Origin of the sequence: Porphyromonas catoniae ATCC 51270 (assembly GCF_000565015.1) — a bacterium.
GTDB classification, from domain to species: domain Bacteria; phylum Bacteroidota; class Bacteroidia; order Bacteroidales; family Porphyromonadaceae; genus Porphyromonas; species Porphyromonas catoniae.
On sequence record NZ_JDFF01000008.1, the window covers coordinates 15,212 to 36,163 of the forward strand.

The 20,952-nt window shown below is 55.5% G+C and carries 19 protein-coding genes; 4 read left to right on the plus strand and 15 right to left on the minus strand.

Annotated features, from left to right (window positions below; genetic code table 11):
* Window positions 1-10 precede the first annotated feature (10 nt).
* Window positions 11-451: a DUF2147 domain-containing protein gene (locus tag HMPREF0636_RS01090; RefSeq protein WP_211235756.1), complete on the plus strand. Its 441-nt coding sequence runs from the start codon at window positions 11-13 to the stop codon at window positions 449-451.
* 90 nt (window positions 452-541) lie between these two features.
* Here the strand turns inward: HMPREF0636_RS01090 and sov are convergent, their stop codons facing one another.
* Together sov and ruvA are read right to left on the minus strand one after the other, a co-directional pair.
* Window positions 542-7,753: a T9SS outer membrane translocon Sov/SprA gene (gene sov / locus HMPREF0636_RS01095; RefSeq protein WP_248616849.1), complete on the minus strand. Its 7,212-nt coding sequence runs from the start codon at window positions 7,751-7,753 to the stop codon at window positions 542-544.
* A gap of 1 nt (window position 7,754) precedes the next feature.
* Window positions 7,755-8,372, minus strand: a complete 618-nt coding sequence (gene ruvA / locus HMPREF0636_RS01100; RefSeq protein WP_044167908.1) for a Holliday junction branch migration protein RuvA — start codon at window positions 8,370-8,372, stop codon at window positions 7,755-7,757.
* A 286-nt stretch (window positions 8,373-8,658) separates the two neighbouring features.
* Here ruvA and HMPREF0636_RS08160 point away from each other — a divergent pair, with 286 nt between their 5' ends.
* Together HMPREF0636_RS08160 and HMPREF0636_RS01110 are read left to right on the plus strand one after the other, a co-directional pair.
* Window positions 8,659-9,543 (plus strand): GLPGLI family protein, encoded by an 885-nt coding sequence (locus HMPREF0636_RS08160; RefSeq protein ID WP_162147883.1) that lies wholly within the window; start codon window positions 8,659-8,661, stop codon window positions 9,541-9,543.
* A gap of 1 nt (window position 9,544) precedes the next feature.
* Window positions 9,545-10,108, plus strand: coding sequence for a hypothetical protein (locus HMPREF0636_RS01110; RefSeq protein ID WP_162147884.1), 564 nt, complete (start codon window positions 9,545-9,547; stop codon window positions 10,106-10,108).
* Between the two features lie 22 nt (window positions 10,109-10,130).
* Here HMPREF0636_RS01110 and HMPREF0636_RS01115 read toward each other — a convergent pair whose 3' ends face one another.
* The 13 genes from HMPREF0636_RS01115 to HMPREF0636_RS01175 form a co-directional block, all read right to left on the minus strand.
* Window positions 10,131-10,937 carry a DNA adenine methylase gene (locus HMPREF0636_RS01115; protein ID WP_044167911.1) on the minus strand — a complete coding sequence of 269 codons (807 nt, stop codon included), beginning with the start codon at window positions 10,935-10,937 and terminating at the stop codon, window positions 10,131-10,133.
* Window positions 10,938-11,129: 192 nt separating this feature from the next.
* A complete protein-coding gene (locus HMPREF0636_RS01120; RefSeq protein ID WP_044167913.1) occupies window positions 11,130-12,221 on the minus strand; it encodes a hypothetical protein in 1,092 nt (363 codons plus the stop codon).
* 25 nt (window positions 12,222-12,246) lie between these two features.
* Window positions 12,247-12,753 (minus strand): hypothetical protein, encoded by a 507-nt coding sequence (locus HMPREF0636_RS01125; RefSeq protein ID WP_044167914.1) that lies wholly within the window; start codon window positions 12,751-12,753, stop codon window positions 12,247-12,249.
* Window positions 12,731-13,600 (minus strand): hypothetical protein, encoded by an 870-nt coding sequence (locus tag HMPREF0636_RS01130; protein ID WP_044167915.1) that lies wholly within the window; start codon window positions 13,598-13,600, stop codon window positions 12,731-12,733. The genes HMPREF0636_RS01125 and HMPREF0636_RS01130 overlap by 23 nt, the downstream gene beginning before the upstream one ends.
* A 12-nt stretch (window positions 13,601-13,612) precedes the next feature.
* On the minus strand, window positions 13,613-13,897 hold the full coding sequence (locus HMPREF0636_RS01135; protein ID WP_044167917.1) for a hypothetical protein: 285 nt from the start codon (window positions 13,895-13,897) through the stop codon (window positions 13,613-13,615).
* Between the two features lie 14 nt (window positions 13,898-13,911).
* Window positions 13,912-14,463 (minus strand): hypothetical protein, encoded by a 552-nt coding sequence (locus tag HMPREF0636_RS01140; RefSeq protein WP_044167918.1) that lies wholly within the window; start codon window positions 14,461-14,463, stop codon window positions 13,912-13,914.
* 170 nt (window positions 14,464-14,633) lie between these two features.
* The gene (locus HMPREF0636_RS01145; RefSeq protein WP_044167919.1) at window positions 14,634-15,608 is read right to left on the minus strand and encodes a hypothetical protein; all 975 of its coding nucleotides are present in this window, start codon (window positions 15,606-15,608) and stop codon (window positions 14,634-14,636) included.
* Between the two features lie 15 nt (window positions 15,609-15,623).
* The gene (locus HMPREF0636_RS01150; protein WP_052328681.1) at window positions 15,624-16,214 is read right to left on the minus strand and encodes a DUF6046 domain-containing protein; all 591 of its coding nucleotides are present in this window, start codon (window positions 16,212-16,214) and stop codon (window positions 15,624-15,626) included.
* Window positions 16,215-16,232: 18 nt separating this feature from the next.
* Window positions 16,233-16,703, minus strand: coding sequence for a terminase gpP N-terminus-related DNA-binding protein (locus HMPREF0636_RS01155; RefSeq protein WP_044167920.1), 471 nt, complete (start codon window positions 16,701-16,703; stop codon window positions 16,233-16,235).
* A gap of 45 nt (window positions 16,704-16,748) precedes the next feature.
* Entirely contained in the window at window positions 16,749-16,955 is a 207-nt protein-coding gene (locus HMPREF0636_RS01160; protein ID WP_044167922.1) for a hypothetical protein, read from the minus strand.
* A 33-nt stretch (window positions 16,956-16,988) separates the two neighbouring features.
* A complete protein-coding gene (locus HMPREF0636_RS01165; protein ID WP_044167924.1) occupies window positions 16,989-17,924 on the minus strand; it encodes a hypothetical protein in 936 nt (311 codons plus the stop codon).
* Window positions 17,925-17,926: 2 nt separating this feature from the next.
* Window positions 17,927-18,472 carry a hypothetical protein gene (locus HMPREF0636_RS01170; protein ID WP_044167925.1) on the minus strand — a complete coding sequence of 182 codons (546 nt, stop codon included), beginning with the start codon at window positions 18,470-18,472 and terminating at the stop codon, window positions 17,927-17,929.
* Between the two features lie 14 nt (window positions 18,473-18,486).
* Complete coding sequence (locus HMPREF0636_RS01175) at window positions 18,487-20,697, minus strand: phage tail tape measure protein (RefSeq protein WP_044167926.1); 2,211 nt, start codon at window positions 20,695-20,697, stop codon at window positions 18,487-18,489.
* A gap of 39 nt (window positions 20,698-20,736) precedes the next feature.
* Here HMPREF0636_RS01175 and HMPREF0636_RS08400 point away from each other — a divergent pair, with 39 nt between their 5' ends.
* Window positions 20,737-20,895: a hypothetical protein gene (locus tag HMPREF0636_RS08400; RefSeq protein WP_155807257.1), complete on the plus strand. Its 159-nt coding sequence runs from the start codon at window positions 20,737-20,739 to the stop codon at window positions 20,893-20,895.
* Window positions 20,896-20,952: the final 57 nt, after the last annotated feature.

The following is a 20,952-nucleotide window of genomic DNA, read 5'->3' on the forward strand; positions in this document are numbered from 1 at the left end:
GTATAGCAGAATGAAAACAAACCGCTGGAGCCTCATGCTCTTTTCTCTTCTCTTTTCCCTTATTTTCTCCCTTCGTCTCTCTGCTCAGAGTACAGCTGACCGCATTGTCGGCACCTATATGACCGAGGGGAATAAGGCTAAGGTTACTATCTCCAAGCAGGGAGGGAAGTATTATGGTACGCTTATCTGGACACGCCGTGGTGATGTGCTGGATAGTAAGAATCCCGATAAGGCAGAGCAGCAAAAGAAGCTAACGGGGAAGATTATCTTGCGTGACCTTGTTCACGATGAGGGTAGTGATTATAAGGGCGCAAAGATCTATGATCCTGAGTCGGGAAAGACTTATAGCTGTAAGGCTACTCGTTTAGACAATGGAGACCTCAAGGTCCGTGGCTTCATTGGTGCCTCGCTCTTTGGTCGTACAACGAAGTGGACACGTCTGGCTGAGTAATCTCCCTTCTCCCCCAATACAACAATCCCCATACCCCGTCTCTCAGGGTATGGGGATTGCTGTGTTGGGGAGGAATGTATGGGGAATACACTAGTTTGCTAGCGTGAAGCGCAGGGAGAGGCCATAGCTTGTCGTCGAGAGAGGGAACGAGCGTGTGCTGACTAGGGGTACATTGCGCGTCCACTCGTAGTAGGCCTTGAGAGCGAGTAGTCGACTGAGTTCGTACTCCACGCTGAGGCTGAGGCGAGTGTCTGCGAGTCCTGAGGTGGCTTGAGCAAAGTCTTCCTGAATACGCCGAATGAGGCTCTGGGAGCGGCGGAAGCTATATTCGCTACGTAGTATGAGGCTCTTGGGTGGTGTGGTTGTTTCAGCTTTCTTTCGCCTTGTCCGTTGCTTCAGAGGTGCAGGGTGAAAAAGCCTCCTGATGTCTGCGACCTTGTAGTTAACCCCAAAGGTCAGTTCGCTTGAGCTCGTTTCAATGATGCTGAAGGCGGAGAGGTTCAGCACGAGACCACGGCTACGCCTCCATGCAGCTGACACACCGAGTCCGTTTGCCCAATTGAAGTCAAGCCCGATGAGAGGGAAGAAGCTCTCCTGCAGGGCAACCGATCCGATGTCGAAGGCATAGCTAAGCTTGGTCGTAGGTGTCCCAGAGCCATCGGAGGCAGGTGTAGTGAGGAGACCCAGAGCATCGGTATCCGTACCCTGCCAGCCAGCGAGTGACGAGAAGCCTCCAACGGTATATGTGCCTCGGTATGCGTGTCTGAGGGTAATACTGCGGAAGTACTTCTTGAGAAAAGGTATTCGGGAGAGGCCAGTGTAGTTTATGCTCCAGTTGGGGAGCATCCCTGCTAGCGAAGGTAGAGCCCTAAGGCTAACACCCGTAGCACCACCAGCCTGAGAGTAGGCAGCACGGAAGGCTGGGATCAGTACAGCAGGGGCATTCTCTTCGAGGGTTGCCCCTTGCTGTCCATGGAGGGCTGTGCGTTTCTGTCTCTGGGCAATGTCTCTGCGATTTGCGAGGAAGCGTGCGAAGGTCTCAGAGGCATAGCCCGAAGTCGCATCTGAGCTAGAGAAGAATCCACGTAGCCCGATGGTAGTCATCGTGAAGTCTCCTCCATACAGGCGGGGACGACCCGAGTACATATACTGCACCTCGGTGCGATCGGTGCGGGTATGGTTACCTATAAGGGTAAGGGTGAGGTCAGGTAGAGGCTGGAGAGTTGCCCGAAGGTCGTAGCTCGTTGTCCGAGAGAAGGTGGCAGGGGTAGCACGCTCTGTGGCTAGGAGCAGATCACCCCTCTGGGCAAGGACATCGATAAAGTCTGCGTCAGTAAGCCCGAAGGTGAAGCCTAAGCCCGGGGATAGAAGGCCGTGTGAGCGACCTTGCCCACCCACAGCACCAACGTTAGGGAGGAAGCCTGGGATAAGCGTCTGCGTCGTACTTCGGTAGACGAATGAGAGATCCTTCACCGAGGTGAGCGTGTAGATGAGGCGTTCAGCCAGTTGAGTAAGGAAGCTATCTCCTTCACCTCTTTGCTGTCCCTTTGCTCTCCCCCGTGTATCCCTTTGCCCTCGTACGAACTTCTCTTCGAGCCTTGTGAGGTAGGGTACTTTGCGGTAGAGCTGACGGAGAAGTAACTGAGTAGATAGCTCTAGGCTACCTTGGCTCATCAGCGTATTGCCTACACGTAGATTGGGGTCAGGCAGTACAGCCCCTCGGTCCCACGTGTAGCTGCTGGTGTGCGAGAGCTGGGAGGAGAGGAAGTTCAGCGGTGCAAGGCGGGAGGTGGGGAGCTGCCAAGTGAGGGTGGCATTCTGCCCGTAGTGCATGGGGGTACCACCCTCCCGTATGCTCTCATGGACGCTCTCTCGCCAGGCACGCCAGCCATCGGGGTTGAGACGTCGATTTACCTGCTGGTGGGGCTCCTCGATCCGTGCATCTGTACCACTAGAGAAGGTGAAACTGAGGCTAGTAATTGGGCTCCAAGAGAGGTCAAGTTTCCTGTTCCAGAGGAACTGCTGAGCGAATGAGGCTGGTAGACGCTCGGCGAGATTTTGATTACCGATGGGACGTAACTGCTCCTCGTCATAGCGACGAAGCATTGTGGTCTGGAGTGAGAGACGAGAGGGCCATGGAGTAAGGGCGTAGTCACGTAGGAAGTCAGCCCAAGGGCTTTTCCCCCGTATCTTTTGGAAGGGACGCAGGGGGCGAAAGCTCGGTGTGTAATCGTAGCTAAGCGATGCTTGCCAGTCGAGATGGCGGTTGTACTCGATCTCAGGTGTTTGCTCCTCGGAGGTGTTGTGCCCAAAGGAAACAGAGAGATTGGCAGGGTCATAGGGCATCGTCTCTCTCGAGCGTATCCCTACGGAGACACCCGAGAGGGAGAAGCCTTGGGTACGACGATGTGTGATGGCACGATCCTTTAGAGCCTCTCGTGCTGCATCGCTGGGGGCAGAGGCGAGGGCATCTTTTAGACGGACATCTTCATCCGAGGGATTGTATTCGGGGGTGATGAGTTCGTCGGTGAGTGAATAGTAGAGGGGGAGAGAGACCTGTGCCTTCTTGGGGAAGAAGCGACCTAGCTCGATGCTGGAGGAGAGGCTAACGTTCTGACGGCTATCTAGAGCACGTGCCCCTAGAGGCTGGTCAATGGCACCAAAGCCAGAGGAGATATACTGAGCCTTTAGGCTCGCTGTGCCTAGGTCAGAGAGCTGGAGAGCCATCTGGGTGTTTGCTGCCCATCCTCCCTCCTCATGGTAATCCCCGACACGAAGTTCGTTGACCCATACTTCGGCACTCTTCACGACTCCCGATGCATTGCGTACGCCGATGAGCAGGGTACGGATGTTTGAGAGTGAGGGGTTCCCCAGCACTCCTAATGTGTGCTCAGGATGCTCGCTGCTGGGGCGAGTAAAGAGCTGGTAGAGCGAGGCTCCAGAGCCATTATCTAGAGAAGCGTTACGCACTCGTTTGAGGGAAACAAGGGCATCGAGGGCGAGGTCAATTAGGTTCTCTTTTGGCCAGACTCGCTCCCGATCATTGGGGTTGTCTGAGCTGTAAACACCTGGAGGGGTGATACGAAGGGGTAGGGCATACTCATAGTAGTTGTTGCGGTAGTCTGACCCCAGACGAAGGAAGAGGATGAGGTCGCCGTCCTGAGTGTGGGTGCCACCATCTACCAGCTCCTCGGCATGGGCGAAGAGCTGGAGGCGTCGATAGCGGCGCAGGTCATAGTGGGTGTTGCGGTAGACAGCACGAGCATCCTGAGGAGCAAGGGTCTTGAATTGGAGGGAAAGCGCTTGCTCGTTCTGCTGGAGGCTTTGGCTTGCCCCAGCATCTAGCGTGCGAGATACACCTGGGGGTAGGACGTAATTGATGGGAGACCTATCCCCATGCTCCTCGATATTGACCGATGTCACAGAGAGCTCTGTGGTGGGTGAAGGGGTGGTGTGCTCATCGAGTGCTCCCTCATAGGTGCGCCAGTCTCCTCGCACTAGGCGTAGTGCTCCAAAGCGTAGCTGGGTCTCCTCGGTGAAGCCTGTGAGGTAGAGACGCATGAAGCGGATACTCCTAAAGTCACTCACCCTGCCGACACGAGAGGTAAAGGAGCGAAGGGGGACCTTGAACTGATACCAACGTACGGGGAGCTGCTGTCCATTACGAAATGTCACCTCTGCCGTACGCTCCCCGACAATAAACCCACGCCCTGCACGAAGGTCCCCAGGTCTGAGAGGCAGGCGATACTCGAAGTAACGATCTTGTTCGTTTAGGCTATAGTCTTCGTTGATATCCTCTACGTCGGGAGCGACAGTACTAGCCTCACTATATCCGTCATCTCGAGAGGAGGCTTGTGAATTGCCCTCCGTGCCGTTGTATCGCTTGTACCGCTCTAGGATGGGGAGGCGTGCTGCGTCGTAGTCCGAGCCACGATAATGATGGAAGTTGTCCCCAGCTGGGTCATTGAGTGGGCTAAAGGGATCAGACTGCCAGTTGCTCAGTACCGAGGGATTGAGGCGAGAGCGGAGAGCTGCTAGGTAGCTTGCGTAGGCTGGGTAGGTCCGCTCTTCCTCGGTGGAGAGTCCATTAAGCCCCACATCTTGCTTCGCCCTTGCCCCAGCAGCGTTATCGAAGGCATAGCCCACGCTTTGCCGAGTAGGTACTTTCCCCCATACACCGTCCTCTGTAGCAGAGGGAGTAGGGGTAAGGGGGAGTCCATTCTCGAAGAACTTCCGTCCATCTTTGAGTATATCCTCCGAGATGTCTCCGAGGTTGAGGTACAGCTCCCCACCCTGTGCCGTAGGGTTGTGTACGAAGGGATCCATAAGCCAAAACTCCAGGTACTCAATGTTCGCTGCCTCGAAGTCCGCCTGATCGATCTTACGCATGATGCCTGCCCAGCTCTTCTCGGGCATATCAAGGCGTCCAGAGGGCGTGAGGGCAGAGGCGTTGAGGTTGTACGGGCCGCGCTCCTCGGGGTAGTAGCTCAGAGAGAGCGTCGAGAGGTAGCTGGGCTGGCTGAGGTTTTGATCCTTGAAGGGGAAGAGCTCCCTCGTCGGGATTTCCCTAACGAAGTGGTTGCTGACATAGTCGGGGTTATTCCTGATGTAGGTGGGGGTAAGGCTATTGCGCTCTCGGGTGAAAAGAGGATCGATGGCAAACCATGCCAGCTGGGCCCTACGCTCACCATAGCGGAGGTAGTCCTGAGGGGTAAGTCCCTGAGGAATCTGAGAGACGGGGGTAGAGGAGAGGTGCCAAGCGTGGGGATTCATCAGGTCGATACTGCTCCGAGAGGCCTCGAAGTCATCCAGCGAGCTATACCCCTTAGTGTACCTATTCTCGTGGTGACCAGGGATGAGATGTGCAAACTCTCCTGAGATACTGAAGCTGGAGGGAGCGGTCAGGTCAAGTAGTGGGAGCTTATTGAGCATCTTCGTTAGCCACGGGGATTGGGTTTGGTAACTGAAGTTCGCCCCCCACATGGTGTTCTTTAGGCTTTCCTGCCCGAGCTGTACCTTCGAGGAGAGCGGTAGCTCGGAGAGATGCATGAGGGTGGCTCCGACACGGAAGTCCTTCGAGAACTCATAGCTCATATCCACGCCAAGTACGGTCTTCCTCTGCTGTCCCAGCCCGTCACCTCCCTGCAGGGAAACGTCAATAGGGGTTTTGGAGTCGAGGAGCTGTTTGTTGAGTATCCTTACCTCTCCCTGTGCGTAGTCCACGCTGTAGTCTTCCCCCTCCTTGAGGAGTCGCCCCCCAGCCATCACCCGTACAGAGCCCTCTGCAACGTTCGTCGTACTTAACGAGATAACCCCGTCAGAGGTTCCCTCGTAAACTCCTCGGAGGTTATACTTATTCCTCTCGGCACTTTGCCTCGCTACCTCCAGAGGCTTGGTGTAGAGCTCGGTGTAGGCGTACTTGTCGGACCAGCTCCCAGCCCCTAGGGCATCGGTGAGCGTCTTGCCGAATGGCTCTACTGTGGGGAAGAAGATCAGCCCGTCCCGAGAGCGGATTGTATAGCCCTCCACGAAGTCAAAGCGACCATCTACACGTGCCTCCTGATGGCTGTCTAGACGATCAAGCCCAAGGACAGAGAGTAAACGCTTACCCTTCAGTGGCCCCTCAGGGAGGTAGGGTAGAGCCATACCCGCAGCATCGTCTCGATAGTAGACATCGAGACGGAAGCCCTGTTGCTTCACGTCTCTTACACCCGTGCCGAGCCTATAGACGTTACGCATCATCAGCTCCCAGTAAGGGGCTGTGGGGGTAAGGTTGGTACCTTTCAGGAGCTTAACGAAGAGTGTTTCAGTCGATTGCCCTGGGCGATCAGCTGAGAATTCTCCCACACGATAGACCTGCCCAGCGTAGGTAAACTCGTAGGCTATCGCCAGCACCTCATCGGGGGCAAGTGGGGAAGAGAGGCTGATATAGCCTAGTGTAGGATGCAGGGTATATTCGTTTGGCTCTAGACGGCGTGCGCTCTCGACCTTCTCGTAATCAGAGGCTGGCGTGAAGCTGGAGGCGAGCTGGGAGGTAATGGCATCTATTTGCCTGAGTTCAGGGCGAAGAGTGAGGGTTTGATAGAGGTTATTGGCAGTGTTAGTGGGGACAGGGAGGCGGGGTGAGCTCAGGGTAATGTGGGGGCTATGTACCCGCTGTGGCTCCCCAAGATCAGCAAAGGCAAGCACGTTGCGTGCATCATCAAACCGCCCTCGACGATTGGTTACCCATACCTCGACACGTGTGATCTGTACCGAGGAGTGGACATAGGGGAGCGTCCTCATCGCTTCATCGTAGTGCGAGCGGAAGTATTCGGCGAGGAAGAAGTGCCGAGAGGCATCGTAGTCCGCTGCCGACAGCTCGAAAGACTCCGTATGTGTGCCACCTCGGCTGGAGATACGTCTGCTCTGGCTACGCTGCTGACTGACGAGGAGATCCATTTGGAACTTCCCCACCTGGAGCTTGGAATGAAGCCCGAAGAGCGTCCCACCCCCATACACCAGCGAGTTGCGAGGAGTCATAGAGACATTCCCCACCTCGATGAGACGGATGATTTCGTCCTCTTCGCCCTCAAAGGTGAGCTTGAGTCGCTTGGCATCGGTCTCGAAGGTTGCCCCTGTGTTGTAATTCATCCCAAAGCTCAGCTTCGTCCCTAGTGTCGCTTGTGCTGAGGCTTGGATTTTCTCGTTGAAGTCGAAGAAGGTGTGGCGTCTGGCCTGTGCGCTGAGCGAAGGATCGTCGGTGCGTGTGGTCTTTAGTCCTGCAGAGAGCTCTGCTGAACCCTGTAGCTGTAGACGTAGGCCTCCCTTGCCGAAGAGACGCTCGCTGGCCGAGAGGTCGAACTGAAGGTCAAAGGGATTACGTCCCCGTGCCTTCCCTTGCTGGAGCTTCCCCTGCTGGTACAGTTCATCCCAGTAGCGAGCAACATCACGCATCCCCCGATAGCGCATGTACTCCTCACGAGTATAGGCAATGGGAGTAGTGAGTGGCTTGCCTCCGAGGTATGTGGTGAGCAGGTAGAGGTTGGTACGGGGATCGTAGACGAAACGAGCCTCTACGTTTTGGGGAGGGCGAAGGGAGAGGGTTGGTCGTGCTTGTGGGCTAAGGTCTTCGGCTGTCTGGGGGAGGAAGAGGGTACTATCCCCTTTCTCCTTGACTGGAGATACAGGAGAGGGGCGAGCGTTATGGCTTGGTACACTTCTCTGGGTTTGTGCCCATAGGGGCGTGACAAAACTGAGGGTGCAAAGCGTGAGGCTGTACCCAAGGCAAAATAAGGTGTGTAGTGCCTTCCCTCGAGACACGCTAGAGGAGCTTCAGGCTCTGCTTGATGAGCTCTTCGACACGGATTGTTGGGGTGGTGGCGATGAGCTGACGGACGACCTTCTGTGCCGCAGCCTCGGGATAGCCGAGCATCTTCAGCGCACTGATGGCCTCCTGAGGGGTAGTAGTGTCCAAGGACTGTACAGGGTGTGCCTTTGAGGGCTTGGCCTTGGTGCCTTCGCTCTGCTCAACCTGCTCCATTGGAGGAAGTTTGCCCCGTAGGTCGACGAGGATACGCTGGGCTGTTTTCAGCCCGATACCCTTGATCGCCTTGAGTGGCTCTATTTGTCCGAGGGTAATGATGCTGTTAAGCTCATACGGGGGATATGAGCTCAAGATAATGCGGGCTGTATTGGGCCCTACACCCGAGACACTCATCAAGTGCCGGAAGAGCTCCTGCTCATCCTGCGTAGCGAACCCGAAGAGTAGGTGGGCATCCTCTCGGATGATCTCGGTGATGAGTACCTTGCCCTCCTTCTGTGAGGATAGGGCAGTGTAGGTAGAGAGGGATATAGAGACGTGGTAGCCCACACCCGAGCATTCAATGATGACGGCGGTGGGGGTAAGTTCGGTAAATATTCCTTTTATATAAGCAATCATCTTCCGTTAGTTTTGAAGGGCATCTACGATAGAGCCTCTCCACAAATGTAGCTAAAACTAAGGTTATAAGCCCCCTAAGACTGGGGGTGCTACACTCGTATACTTATGGATGAAATATGTAAAATCCCTATCAGACTACAGGGTTTGCTTTTGCTGAAAACTCTTTGTACGTTTGCTGTTAGGAAGTGAATAAGCCCTTCCCTAATGATTAAGAATGCAAGAAAAGTAGTTTCCCATCAGCTCTGTCTTTTCCCTCATCGTTAAGCTGTCCATTATGTACAAACCTATGGCTCTTAAATTACGGGCAACAATAATCCTCCTCTTCTGTGCTGTTGCTCCACCGATGAATGCACAAAATGGAGGTATTCATCCAAATATTCGTGAGACCCTTGAGCAAATGGAGTCCATAGCAAAGCCCGATACGGTGAAAAAGGTTATCCTAGATTATGCTCAGTACCAGATATACTATGAGAAAGTCTATCACCCTATACCATCGGTGCGGCAACCTGAGGCAAAGTGGATACAGGTCTTGCAGGTTGGCTCTCAGTGGCATGCTTTTGCCAATCTTGGCAACCTCCAGGCTGACTCCATATGGGATGCTTCTATTCGTGCTGGTAAAAGGCTTGTAGACTTCTATACAGCCTACTCTAATGCGTCCTATTCAGTGAGAGTGCCAGGTTGGATATTGCTGAACAATGTGACGGATACCCTTGAGTTCTATGATCGAATCTTTGTTGAGCATTATTGCTACAAAGAGCCTATCCCTAAGATGGAGTGGAAGCTCCTCGAGGGAGATACTATTGTGGCAGGGTATGCGTGTAAGAAGGCTAGCACATACTTCCGAGGAAGAGACTACATTGCCTGGTACACGGAGGAGGTGCCACTTGCCTATGGACCATATAAGTTCAGAGGTTTACCTGGTCTCATTACCTGCCTTTATGACACTGCTAGAGACCATTCCTACAGCCTAGTAGGGTTAGAGAAAGTTCAGGGGAAGTATATCTATCGTAAGCCGAATAAGAATACTTTCAACACAACGAGACTTGGACTTCTGAAGGCAAAGAAGAACTATACTTCTCATCCCGATGGCTATAAGTCTGATAAAATCATCTCTCACACAGGCTCTGCCAAGAAACAGAATATACCCTATAACCCCATCGAACTGGAGTAGGGTGATGGTGAGGAAGGTCTTCTCTCTCTTTATCCTCTGGATGTGTGTCGTCGCCTCAATCCTTGGGGAGAAGGTGCAGGCTCAAGGTGAAGGGCGTAAGCTCATCCTTCGCATCGTGAGTGCAGAGACGGGGCAGGCAATATCAGATGTAATTTGCTCTGTATGGGATAGTACGCACCGACGAACAGCCTTTGCTCAAACCAACCATGAAGGGCTAGTTACATTCACCATTCTACCTCATGACCATGCTCTTTCCTTCGCTCTGTTGGGTTACAAGAAGCGAGAGTTATTACTTGCTAGCCCCGAGCTATCGGTAGAGCGGGCTACCATACGTCTGGAGAGCGAAGAGATTAAACTAAGAGAAGTCCATATCAAAGCTCCGCCCATCACTTCTCATGGTGATACGCTCCGCTATCGGGTGAAGGCCTTCGCTGGGGCACAGGATCGCTATATCGAGGATGTGCTGAAAAAACTTCCTGGCATCCAGTATAATCGGGAAAACGAAATATTGCGGTTTTCGGAAACGAAACCGCCTGAAGGAGGAAAACGAAACCGCCTGAAATAATACAGATTGCGATGTTTCGCAATCACTCGAAGAGCGTTGGTTGCTTTTCTTCCTCTTCGTAGTTGCAGACGATCCACTCTTCTTGCTTTCGTCGGTTGACTTTGCTGGCTGAGATAGTGCGCTCTATTGTGTGCGTTATCCAGCCATTATTGTTGGCAAACTCGGCTATCTTGTCGTGAGGGAACATGGTTAGCATGAACTTTCCCTTGAGCTGCGTGAGTAGCTCAAGGAGTTGCACCAGGTGCAACTCGCCGAACACGCCCTCGTAATGTCCGCAGTCGCTCCCGACGTAAGGCGGGTCAACGAAGTGAAAGGTCTCAGGGCTATCATAGAGTGCGATGACGTCGAGCGCATCACGACACTCTATGGTTACGTTGTCGAGTCGGTCGGAGAGGTGCTGGGTAAAACTATCCTTGGCGTTGCGTAGCCGCTTGGTCATTGAGCCTTGGAAGTCGTAGCCAAATGTGCCATCGAGCATGGACGCAAAGCTCATCTTACTTAGCACCCAAACCGCCCACGCCCGATCCATCTGGGTGAAGAACTGCGGGAAGGCAAGGATATGAGCGGCGTGCGCGTGTGCTTCCCTGCTGTGCAAGGTGGCATCGATACGCTCCTTGAGTATCGAGTACTCGGTTTGTAGCATGGTGTAGAAGCACACTAGATGGCTGTTGAGGTCGTTTATGACCTCGGAGGGTGCTGGCTGTTTGGCGAAGAAGACGGCAGCACCGCCACAGAACGCCTCGGTGTAGATGTTGTGCTTAGGGATAAGGGGCAGAATGTGCTGAAGCATAGTCTGCTTGCCTCCGTAGTAAGTGATTGGGGTACGCATGATGTAAGTGTATAGGGGTAAACGTTGTATCTTTGTAGCCTCTCACCCATACTTATATAAAGCAACGCACGCAAGCGAGGACAGAAGGCATACGCCCCCATCCACACGCTTGCGTGCGTCGTCTATAAGTATGAGGTGAGAGTCTATTTATAGCGTGGGTGGGGGCTTTTTCTGTTACCACCCACTGCTTGTCTATAGGGAGATTACGGAGACAATGATGCTCTCTGTACGGGTCATCTTAGAGCCATCAAAGCCGAGGTAGATGTGTCGACCATAGGGCTGCATAAAGTCTCGTAGGAACGTTGCGGCATGGAGCGTCCCATAGCCATGGTGGAGGAAGGAGATCTCGATACGTGCCTTGTTGACATCCATCATGGGGTGCTGTGCTGCTGAGAGGAGCAGACCAGAACCTTGAGGTGTAAGCGTTACGGACTGAAGAACACCCTTTTGCCAGGAGACCGTCGACTTGCTTACGTAGGGGTTGATGTCGATCTTACATGAGCCGATCACCTGATTTGGAAGACACTCCCAACCATAAGCATTGATATTTGGATACTTCTCCTCTCCTCGGTCGGTATGATCGTCGGGATGCTTGAATACACGGCGGTAGCGTACGCCATGGCGTGTTTCGAGCTCTTGCAGGAAGCTCTTTGTAGACTGATCGAGGAGACGGGTCGTGAGGTAGGCGTTATCTAGCTCATCAAGGCTCATAGGGACGTTAGGGGCGTTGTGGGTAGCCGTGAAGAGGATCTTACGCCCGAGCCATTCAAAGTCTAGGTCATTGCTTGTGAGTATTAGTTTGCCTGTGTCGTTGGACACCTCCCACGTATCTTGTGCAGTATTCAGGTGAGCAAGCTGAGCGAGGGTGTAGAAGCCCTCGGAGTGGATGTTATTGGAGTCACGAGACATCACAAGCCCAATAGCGCCAGCTGTTCCCTTGGGGGCAACGTAGGCAGTCTTGTAGGTGCGTGCTGCCTTGTAGACGTCATCGGGCGTCTGAATATCCACCTTCTTCTCTCGGAGGCAAATGCTGTACTCTGTGTCGTTTTCGAGGGCATCCTCGAGTACTTCTATGGTGATAAGCTCATCAGCATAGAGGAGTATCCCCTCATCCTCCATACTTGGGGAATAGAGCACCCAGGGGCGATTGTATCCCACGATCCTTGATAGCTCATGGAGCTGACGGATCTGGTCTTGAGTGAAGTCGAGTGTCTCGGTGGAGAGGGGATATTGCCCGACCTCTCCAGCACCATTGGTTGCGGTGCGGTAGTTGGCGGTATGCATAAGTTAATCAGTGATTAAATAGTGATTACGGCTTGCTTAATCGGATGTAGATGGGGTGCTTGGTTGGGAGTCGATACTGGTCGACAAGCCACTGCACCTCAGAGAGCTTGGTGTCGTAGATATCCTGGGGTACGTAGACCACAAAGGAGGAGGGGTCAGTGCCGTGGTTCTCGCTACCTGTGATGAGTACCTTGCGGTTACCCTCGGGGTAGGCTACGGGGACGTTGGTTCGCTTCTCACTGTGGGTGTAGATGACCGTACCACGACGTTTGACGTCCTCGATGCGGTAATGTAGCCCTAGAGATGAGGGGTATTGCTCCTCAAGGACTCCAAGGAGGGAGCACACCTGTCCGTTGTGCTGGAGCTTGTAGAAGTCACGCAGGCGTGCCTGAAAGAAGCGATGGTATAGCCAGATGAGGGGTGCGATGCTAGCAAGGAGGAGCGAAATAATAAGAGGCTTACGCAAGAAAGAGGGTAAGGCATCGGAGACAATCTTACGCCAGTCGATCCTATAGGCTTGTTGTGGTGTCATAGGGCTTGTAGTTGATGGTGAGGGAGTCGATATTGTAGTACCCTGAGCGTGGGCGGTGGTAGCCTGAGATAGGCTGCCAGTTATTCGTCTCCGCTGGTGTGGCAGTAGCAGAGATGACCACGGTAGCCTCTACCCCCGAGATGCTGGAGAGGGCAATCACAAGGTCAGAGGGTCGGAATACGCCATCGAAGGGGAGGGTCGTGATGTTGGTCTCGACCGCCTTGCGTATCTCCTCTTGACGCTCATCGGAGGGCGCACCCGAGATAGAGAGCAACGTAGGCTGTACGTAGACCTCAAGGGCGAGGCGGAGCTTATCGCCTGCTGCGGAGATAATGCGAATAGATACCCCTGCGTCCTTGACTTGGTGGATATAAGCACGGAAGGGGTCAAGGATCGTATTTGGCAGGATGGTAGGCTTACCCTTATCATCCGCTCCTGCCACCTTAAGGTAGACGACTGCCCCATACTCCGAAGCGACAGCGTAGCGGATGACTCGAGCCTCTTCGATTTGCTCTGGGGAGAGGGCAGAAGTGTCGTACTTATCGCTGTAAGGCAGGAGGGCGTAGCCGTGAAGGTAGGCTTTCGCCTTTCGGGCGTACCAGCGGAGGGTGTGGGGCTCAGCTTCGGCAACTAGCTCCTTGACGTCCTCGCGGTGCTTGTCGAAGAGCTCTTCGAGGGCGTGGATGGCGGAGGCAAAGACCCAGAAGAGGATGGACTCGAGGGAGACCTTACTGAACTGCTCCTCGTAGGTCTTGCCAGGGATGAGCTTGTAGCCAGCTTGTATGGTGGGGTCAGCGATGAATGCTTCGCTGATGGAGCGGCGGATGTCTTGTGTGGAGCGTGCCATAATATGAATATGTTAGTCCTTGAATATGATGCCGTAGCCCTCCGTGGTGGGGACGATGCGCTCGGCTGGGATGATGCAGTACTGCATCATCTTGAGGGCGGAGGTGGGGAACATCGGGTCGTAGGGTGCGCCAAGCATGCGACGCACAGCAAGCCCCAGCGTGGGGTACTCGCCGAACGAGCCAGGGACACCCTCGAGGAGAAATTGGGCAGTCTGCTCTCGTACCTCGCCAAGAGTCATGTGTCCCTCGGGGAGGTAGAGGTCGCCTGTGGTGTGGTCAATCTGTATACCTATCATAATACCTTGTGTGGCTAGTGTTTCACCTTTGTGTCTTCGTAGTCTCTGCGCTGACTGAGCTGTAATTGTTGCCCAGCCCATGAGGCGACGGAGGCTTTGAGGGCTACGCCTCCATCCTGCGGGACGGGCGTCCAAGAGGAGAGGGCTTGCTTGAGGGCGTTGAGGTCACGCTCAAGGGTGTTGAGCTTACTGGTGAGGTCAGCAATATTAATGAGTCCGCCAAGCTTGCCCTCATTCAGCGTAATGCCGTCTTTTGTGACCTCGATGCGCTGGTCGCCTATTTGCAGCTCGAGGGCGTCGAGCTCATCCGAGAGGAGGGTGACGCCTGCTTCACCACCGTCCACTAAGCCCACGATAACAAGACTACCCACCTTGGGGAAGAGGGTAAGCCCTTGCGTTCCCTCTCCATCGGCTTGCAGCGTGCAGCCGAGGATGGGTGCTGACTCATCGAGGGGCTGGCAGTCGATGGTGCGTGTGGCTCGGTCGACGCTGGTGACTTCACTGAACTTGAGGGTCGAGACGCCACGCCCTGCGAGCTGTTTGACTAAGGAGGCTATTTCACTCATAGTTTTTTGCCTGTTTATCGGATGCTTTAGGGGGTCAAAAAAAGGGGCATAAGGGTCGCCGTAGAAACCCATATACCTTTTTGCAAAAACCATATACCTTTTTACGGAAACCCATATGGGTTTTCTGCAGACCACTTTTAGGGGGGATTTGCATATATACTTCTACGTTGTTATTCGGCTACGCGGTAGCCGAGGGTGACCTCTTGGCGGATGCCGTCTGCGCCGTACTTGATGACGACCTTCTGGGCTTGGTAGACGCCCATGCGCTTACCTTCGATACGGATGCCTATGTGGTCGAGTTTGTCGATGAGCTGACCTCCGAAGGTGGTGACACTGCCCGTTAAGCCGTCGCGCTTGAGCCGCTGTAGTTCCTGCTCTGCCCACTTACGTAGCTCGCCTTCAGTCTTATTGTAGGTGTGGAGGGTGCGTAGCTCTCCGTCCTTGTCGCCAATTTCGACCTTAAGCTTCTTCTGCTTCTTCCTGCCCTCAGGCTGGATGGAGATTGCCTTAACCTTAATGCGAAGGGTATCGGCGTGCTGTTCTTTCAGCTGACTATCGCTGATGAGGTTAATACCCGTCGAGATAACCTGACGGCTCGCAGATCCTTCTGCGTGGTCAAAGACAACACCAGCGTACAGCACTGCCTCGCCCGACTCATACCTAAAAAAACTACGGATACCTTGCTCTTTGAGTTCACCTAGGAGGCTCGCGACGTTGTCTGCTTTGACGCGGTATGCTCCGAGGCTTTGCTCCCCCAGCACACGAATAGGCGTGGTAATACCCTGGTCGCGTAGGAGCTGCTCGATGGTAGCCGAGCGGTAAGCCTTAGGCACGGCGGGCTGGGTCTTAAGCTTGTACATCTCGTCTTCGCACTCGAGGACAACGGGCGTCTTAAAGCCAATCTCGCGGATATAGCCCACGAAGGCAAGCTGTAGGTTGCCGTCATAGCCGAGGGAGACGCGCACCTTGTCGCCACGGCGGAGGGGGATGCCCTCCTTGTGATCCCAGAGCATGCGCTTAGGGAGGGTGAGCTTGCAGGTGTCGGTCAGCTCTTCGGTCGATCGCTCAATCTCGCAGGCGGTAATCTTATCGATCACCCACTTGCGATCGCTCTCGATTTCCACGCGGGCAGTTAGTCGGTACATGGCAGACAATAGATGTTAGTAATCGGTGCTGACGACGTTGTACTCGTTGTCGGAGAGGGCGGAGATCTCCAGCTCTTGGTAGTTGCTGGCGGTGTCCTGTGTGATGGAGACGCTACGTATGACGATGCGGTTGATGTCGAAGACATCGAAGAAGGCACTCTGCACCTGCAGGGGCTTATCGACCTCGAGGTACTTACGTAGCTCACGGAGGGCATCCACGGGGTAGACGTCCGCCAGCTTGCCATCCTCTGTGCCTTGTAGCCCCACCACGATGTTGATATCGTAGTCGCCGTTGCTGATGTACTCCTTGACTGTTCCCTGCATACCGACGACCTGCGTTGTGGTGATCTGCTTGGTGCGGGTCATGGCGACGACGGCATCTTGTAGCTCCAGCGTTGCACCATCATCAAGGCGTAGGCGCAGAGGGCAGAGCGTGTACCGCCCCTCCCAGTAGGCGGGGTCGGTGATGGGGGAAGCAACAGCAGAGGGGGTAAACTCGCCTGCTTCGCCGTGCTGAGGAAAACCGCCCTTGGGCTGGTTCGGGAAGCGATAGAGGAGTACCTTACCAGCGGAGAGGGCGATGGGGACAATCGTATTGAGGGGCATAGCTGTTGGAGGACTGAATTACTGGGCTTGTGAGCCGAGGATGGACTGAATGTAGAGGTCTTGATAGCCGACGACCTTACGGACGAACTCGGGTGTCACCTCGGGGTCGATGGACATACGTAGCTCCATCCACCGCCCGAAGGCAGTGCAGACCTCGATGACGTCAACGACATTAGCCCGCTTGTCGAGCTTATCGATGGTGTCGGCAAAGCTCTTGAGGCTCTTGATCAGGCTCACGTGGTCGCTCACCTCGTCGCTCTGCTGCACCTTGGTGATGAGCTTGTCGATGGAGAGGAGGAGCTTATTGATGAGCTGGGGGCGGGTGACGTTCTGGGCGGCACGTAGTTCACGCCAGCCGCCTGAAGCCGCCCAGCGGGAGATGGTCACCTCGGAGACGTTGAGGCGTGAGGCGATGGTCTTCTGGTCGTCGCCCTGCATGTAGAGGAGTCGGGCGTGTTCTTTCTTTTCTTCACGCTCTCGGGTAGTCATAGGATAGCAGTGTAGGGATAGGAGTATGAGGGAATAATACGGGGGCTACGGCTCGCTTGTCTCGGGGGCTGGCTCGTACCACTCGGGATGCCAGGACTGCTCAAGGGCGAGGGCGTCCTCTTCGTCAAGCAGCTCCAGCCCTTCGGCTTGCTCGGTGGGGAGGCGGAGGATCGCCCCGATGGTCTGGGTCTTGCGACAGACGTACATCTTGCCCTCGGGGGCAATGAGGCGGATGGATGGACTAGTACTCATTATATAATAGGTGGTGGACGATGGGTGAAGTTGTTATCGATAGCTGATTGTCCAGCCCTTGGCGTTGGCTGCCTTACCGAGCTCTACCAGTTCCGAGGGGTGACGCTCGGTGAGCTTGCGGGAGAGGTAGATGGTCTTGCCCGTGACCTGCTGCGCCTCGGTGATGAGGTAGCGGACGCTCTCAAGGGAGAGGTGCGTGGACTGATGGAGGATGAGGTTGTCCTGGATGCCTTTGAGCCGTACCTCCTCGAGGGCGGGACACTCGGCGATGAAGCTGTTGAGGTTGGTGACCTTCGTGAGGTCGATGACGCCCGTAATCTCGCGGAGCTTGGTGCAGTAGTTAAATGCCCAAGCGGCGGAGGTGATCTTGTCGCCAAAGTGCGTCTCAAACCGCTCGATCTCGGGGCAGAGGTAGAGGATGGCTTCGATATTCCGCACGACGGGGAGCGCGCCGATTGTGAGGGACTGGAGCTGGGTGCACTGGGCAGCTAGGTAATTGACGTCTTCGCAAATAGGCGCGTCGCCAATCGTCACCGACTGGATGTTGCTGCACTCTCGGACGAGGCTATCCATCTGAAGGCAGACGGGAAGGTCAGGGAGGACAAGCGCGCCACGGACGGCACGGCTCTCACGGAGGAGGCTATGAAGGGAGCTGGCACGCTCAATACCGATGACCTCGGGGGCTTCAAGGAGGTTTGGACACCGCCCAAAGAGCCACGCGAGCTTCACGGGCGAGTAGCTCCCCGCAATCGTGAGCTTCGGTAGTCGCTCCTGCGGGGTCTGGAAGAACTGCTGCTCCTTGTAGATCTCGACAAGGGGCGGGATCTCGGAGCGCACCTTCGGGGCGTAGGCTTCGAGGAGCGCGTCTTTGGGGAGGGAGACGCCACGCTCGGTGAGGGCTGTGCGGAGGTCTTGCTTGGCGCGGTAGATGCGCTCCCACTCTTGGGCTATGATTTCGGGGGTCTGCATAACTAGATACGTCTTAAGAGGTGGGCGAAGGCGAGGTAGCTGTCTGCCCACTCGGCTTCAGAGAGCTTAGGGTCGTCGGCGGTCGTCTCGAGGTAGTGGGTGTAGGCGTCCTTGCCTCGGTCGCCCTTTTCACCTTTGAGGGCTACGGCAAGGTCTGCCGTGATGGTAAATGCTTCGCTGGTGGCGACTCGGTGCAGGAGGGATCGGGGGATGACCTCACACGCCTCCACTCGGAGGGTGCGCTGGGTGTAGGTGGTTGCGTCGCCACCTGTGGGTAGGTAGCACGTCAGCTCAATATCCCACTTCCCTGGCTTCTGAAGAGGGGCGGTAAAGGCAATGTGTATTGCTGACCCCTCGACAACGAATAGAGGGGTGACCGCCTCCCACCGCATGTAGGGGATGAGGCGCACAGCGATGTTGCGTGCTAGAGCGAAGTCCACCTTGCGCCGCTCTAGGGAGCTTGTGCCTGAGCTGTCGGGGAGGAGCAGCTCTTGGAGGTAGGGGATGAGGGTAAGGGTCGTGTCGTTGCCCTGTATGATCGTCTGCATAGGGAGAGTAAGAGCTATTGTATGGCGAGGTTGGCGTCGTTGACTGCGCTGAGGAGGACTTCAGTAACGGCTGCCTTGACCTCGGAGTTGTCGCCCTGAAGGTTTGAAGTATGGATGTGGAGGCTCTCAACGAGCTTGCCGATGTGGATCGTGACGTTACGGATGCCATTGCCACTGCCTTTACCCTTGCCGCCTGTGTCAAGCGACGTATCACCGCCGAGCGTGCCAGGCTTTGGGGGCTTGGGGGGTGTTGTGCCACCGCCTCCACCACCATTAAGCAGCTCCGTGAGGTCGGGGAGGGTGAGGTCGATGGGCGTATCACCTTGCTGCTCGTGCTTCTTCCGCTCCTCTTCGGCTTTCGCTTCGGCTTCACTGCGTGCCATCTCCTCATCGTAGGCGGACTTGAAGGCATTCGCCGTCTCTGCACCGAACTTACTCATCGCCCCCGTCATCTTGTCGAGGGCTTTGTTGATGCCGTCACCATCGAAGCTGAAGGCGGCGAGGATAAGCTCTCCAATACCTGTAAAGACGTCCTTTGCCATATCCCAGATACCGCCAAAGATCGCCTTACACGCTGCCCAAAGACCTTTAAGTACCGCGCGGAACTTCGCGGAGGTGTTCCAGAAGTACACACCCAAAGCTACGAGGGCAGCAATGGCAGCGGCTATCCACCCGATAATCGGGATGGACATAATAGCGGCAGAGACGGCACGGCAAGCGGTCTGTGCCGCGACGCTGAAGGAGGCAAAGGCGATCTGCGCATTGAGGGCAAAGCCGATCTGTGCCGCCCCGCCTGTGACGAGCGAGATGAGGTAGTAGCCGAGGGCGGAGATGCCCGCCCAGATACCACGGAGGGCAAAGAGGACGACGGACTTTGTGCCGATCCACGAGCTGACAGCAAAGGCAATCATCCGTGTTCGGGCGATGGCGAGGAAGTTCAGGAAGCCCTGCCAGACGGTACTCTTGGCGATGACGCCAGCTAGGAGCGAGAGGTACTGCCAGGCGTATTTGCCAAGCGTTCCCATGAAGCCGAGGAGGGGTAAGATCTGCGCAATAGGTACGAGGGCTTCGCCTACGACGGAGCTCCACATCCCGAGGTCACCCGTAGCGTTCAGGAGGGAGATCTTGAGGTCATCGAACTGCTGGCGGATGCGTGCCTGCCGCTCGACGAAGCTCGTCATCACGACCTCCGCCTGCTCGTGGGCAGACTGCGTGCCACGGATCTTATCGGTGTAGTCTGCGACTTCGTCTGCGCCTCCGATAAGAGCCATGGCGGCGTTGGTGTTCTCCTTGCCGAAGAGCTTCGCTAAGAGGGCGGAGTCCTCCATCACGGGGCGGAGCATGTCGAGCCGCTCCTTGAGACTCTTGGACTTGTCGCCTAGGGCGGTGACGCTGATACCAGCGCGTGCCAGTTCCTTGCGGGCGTCTTTGGGGAGGAAACGCCCCTGAGCGAGCGTAGCTAGGACGTTGCGGAGGGCGATACCGCCCTCACTGCCCTTTTTGCCTGCCTTATCCAAGACCTGGATGGCGGCGTTCGTCTCCTCGAAGGACACGCCTGCGCCCTTGGCTGCCATCCCTGCCTGCTCGAGGGCTTCCTTGATCTGCGGGAGTTCGGCAGATCCTTCCTGCCCAGCGGCAGCCATGACGTTCATCATACGTGCCATCTCCTCAGCCGCAGCGGTGGGGTCAGAGAGGTCGACGCCATACTGGTTCATGGCGGTGTTAAGCACCTCAGCTGCGGCGGTGGCGTCACCTCCCATGAGCTTGGAGAGGGTGGCGACATGCTCCCCCATCGCTTTTAGGGCTACGGGGCTTTGGGCGAGTTCGGGGGCGAGCTGCCCGAGGATGAGCTTGTACGACTCTACCGCTCCTGCCGCATCGATGCCGAAGGCTTTTGCTGTTGCTCGGGCATAGCCCTCGATCTGCTGGAGCTTGTCGCCCGTGACGCCTGTGATGGCTTGGAGGTCGACAAGGGAGGTATTGAGCGCAACGCCTGGGGCGATAAGCCCTTGTATCCCATCGGTCAGCTGCTGCGCCCCCTTAACGAGGTTATCGAGCTGGAAGCCCTTGTCGGCGAGCTGAGCGAAGGCACTCTTCGTCTTCTTCGCCTGCGCCTCGGTCTTCTCGAGCTCGCCTGTGACCTCGGTAACGTTCTTCTTCATCTTATCGAGCGCGTCGATAAGATTGCCTTTCACGTTCCAGATGTAGTCGATGATGGGGTTCACAAGATGAGCTAACTTAGTGGTGAGATATACGTTGTACTTATGCTCGAAGAGAATATCCTCTTTAGAATTGCCGCTTACCTCATTATGGGTAGCGTCTTCCTGCTTGCGGTCGTTGTCCTTATTGGGCTAGTCTGCTATCCCTTCACGCGGACGTGGCGGGAGGGGCTGTTTCGTGGAGGCTTCTTTAGGCGCGATTAGTAAAGGCGCATACTAGCCCCGTTTACGAGTCTCCGTCTTTTGCACCGAGGGCAAGGG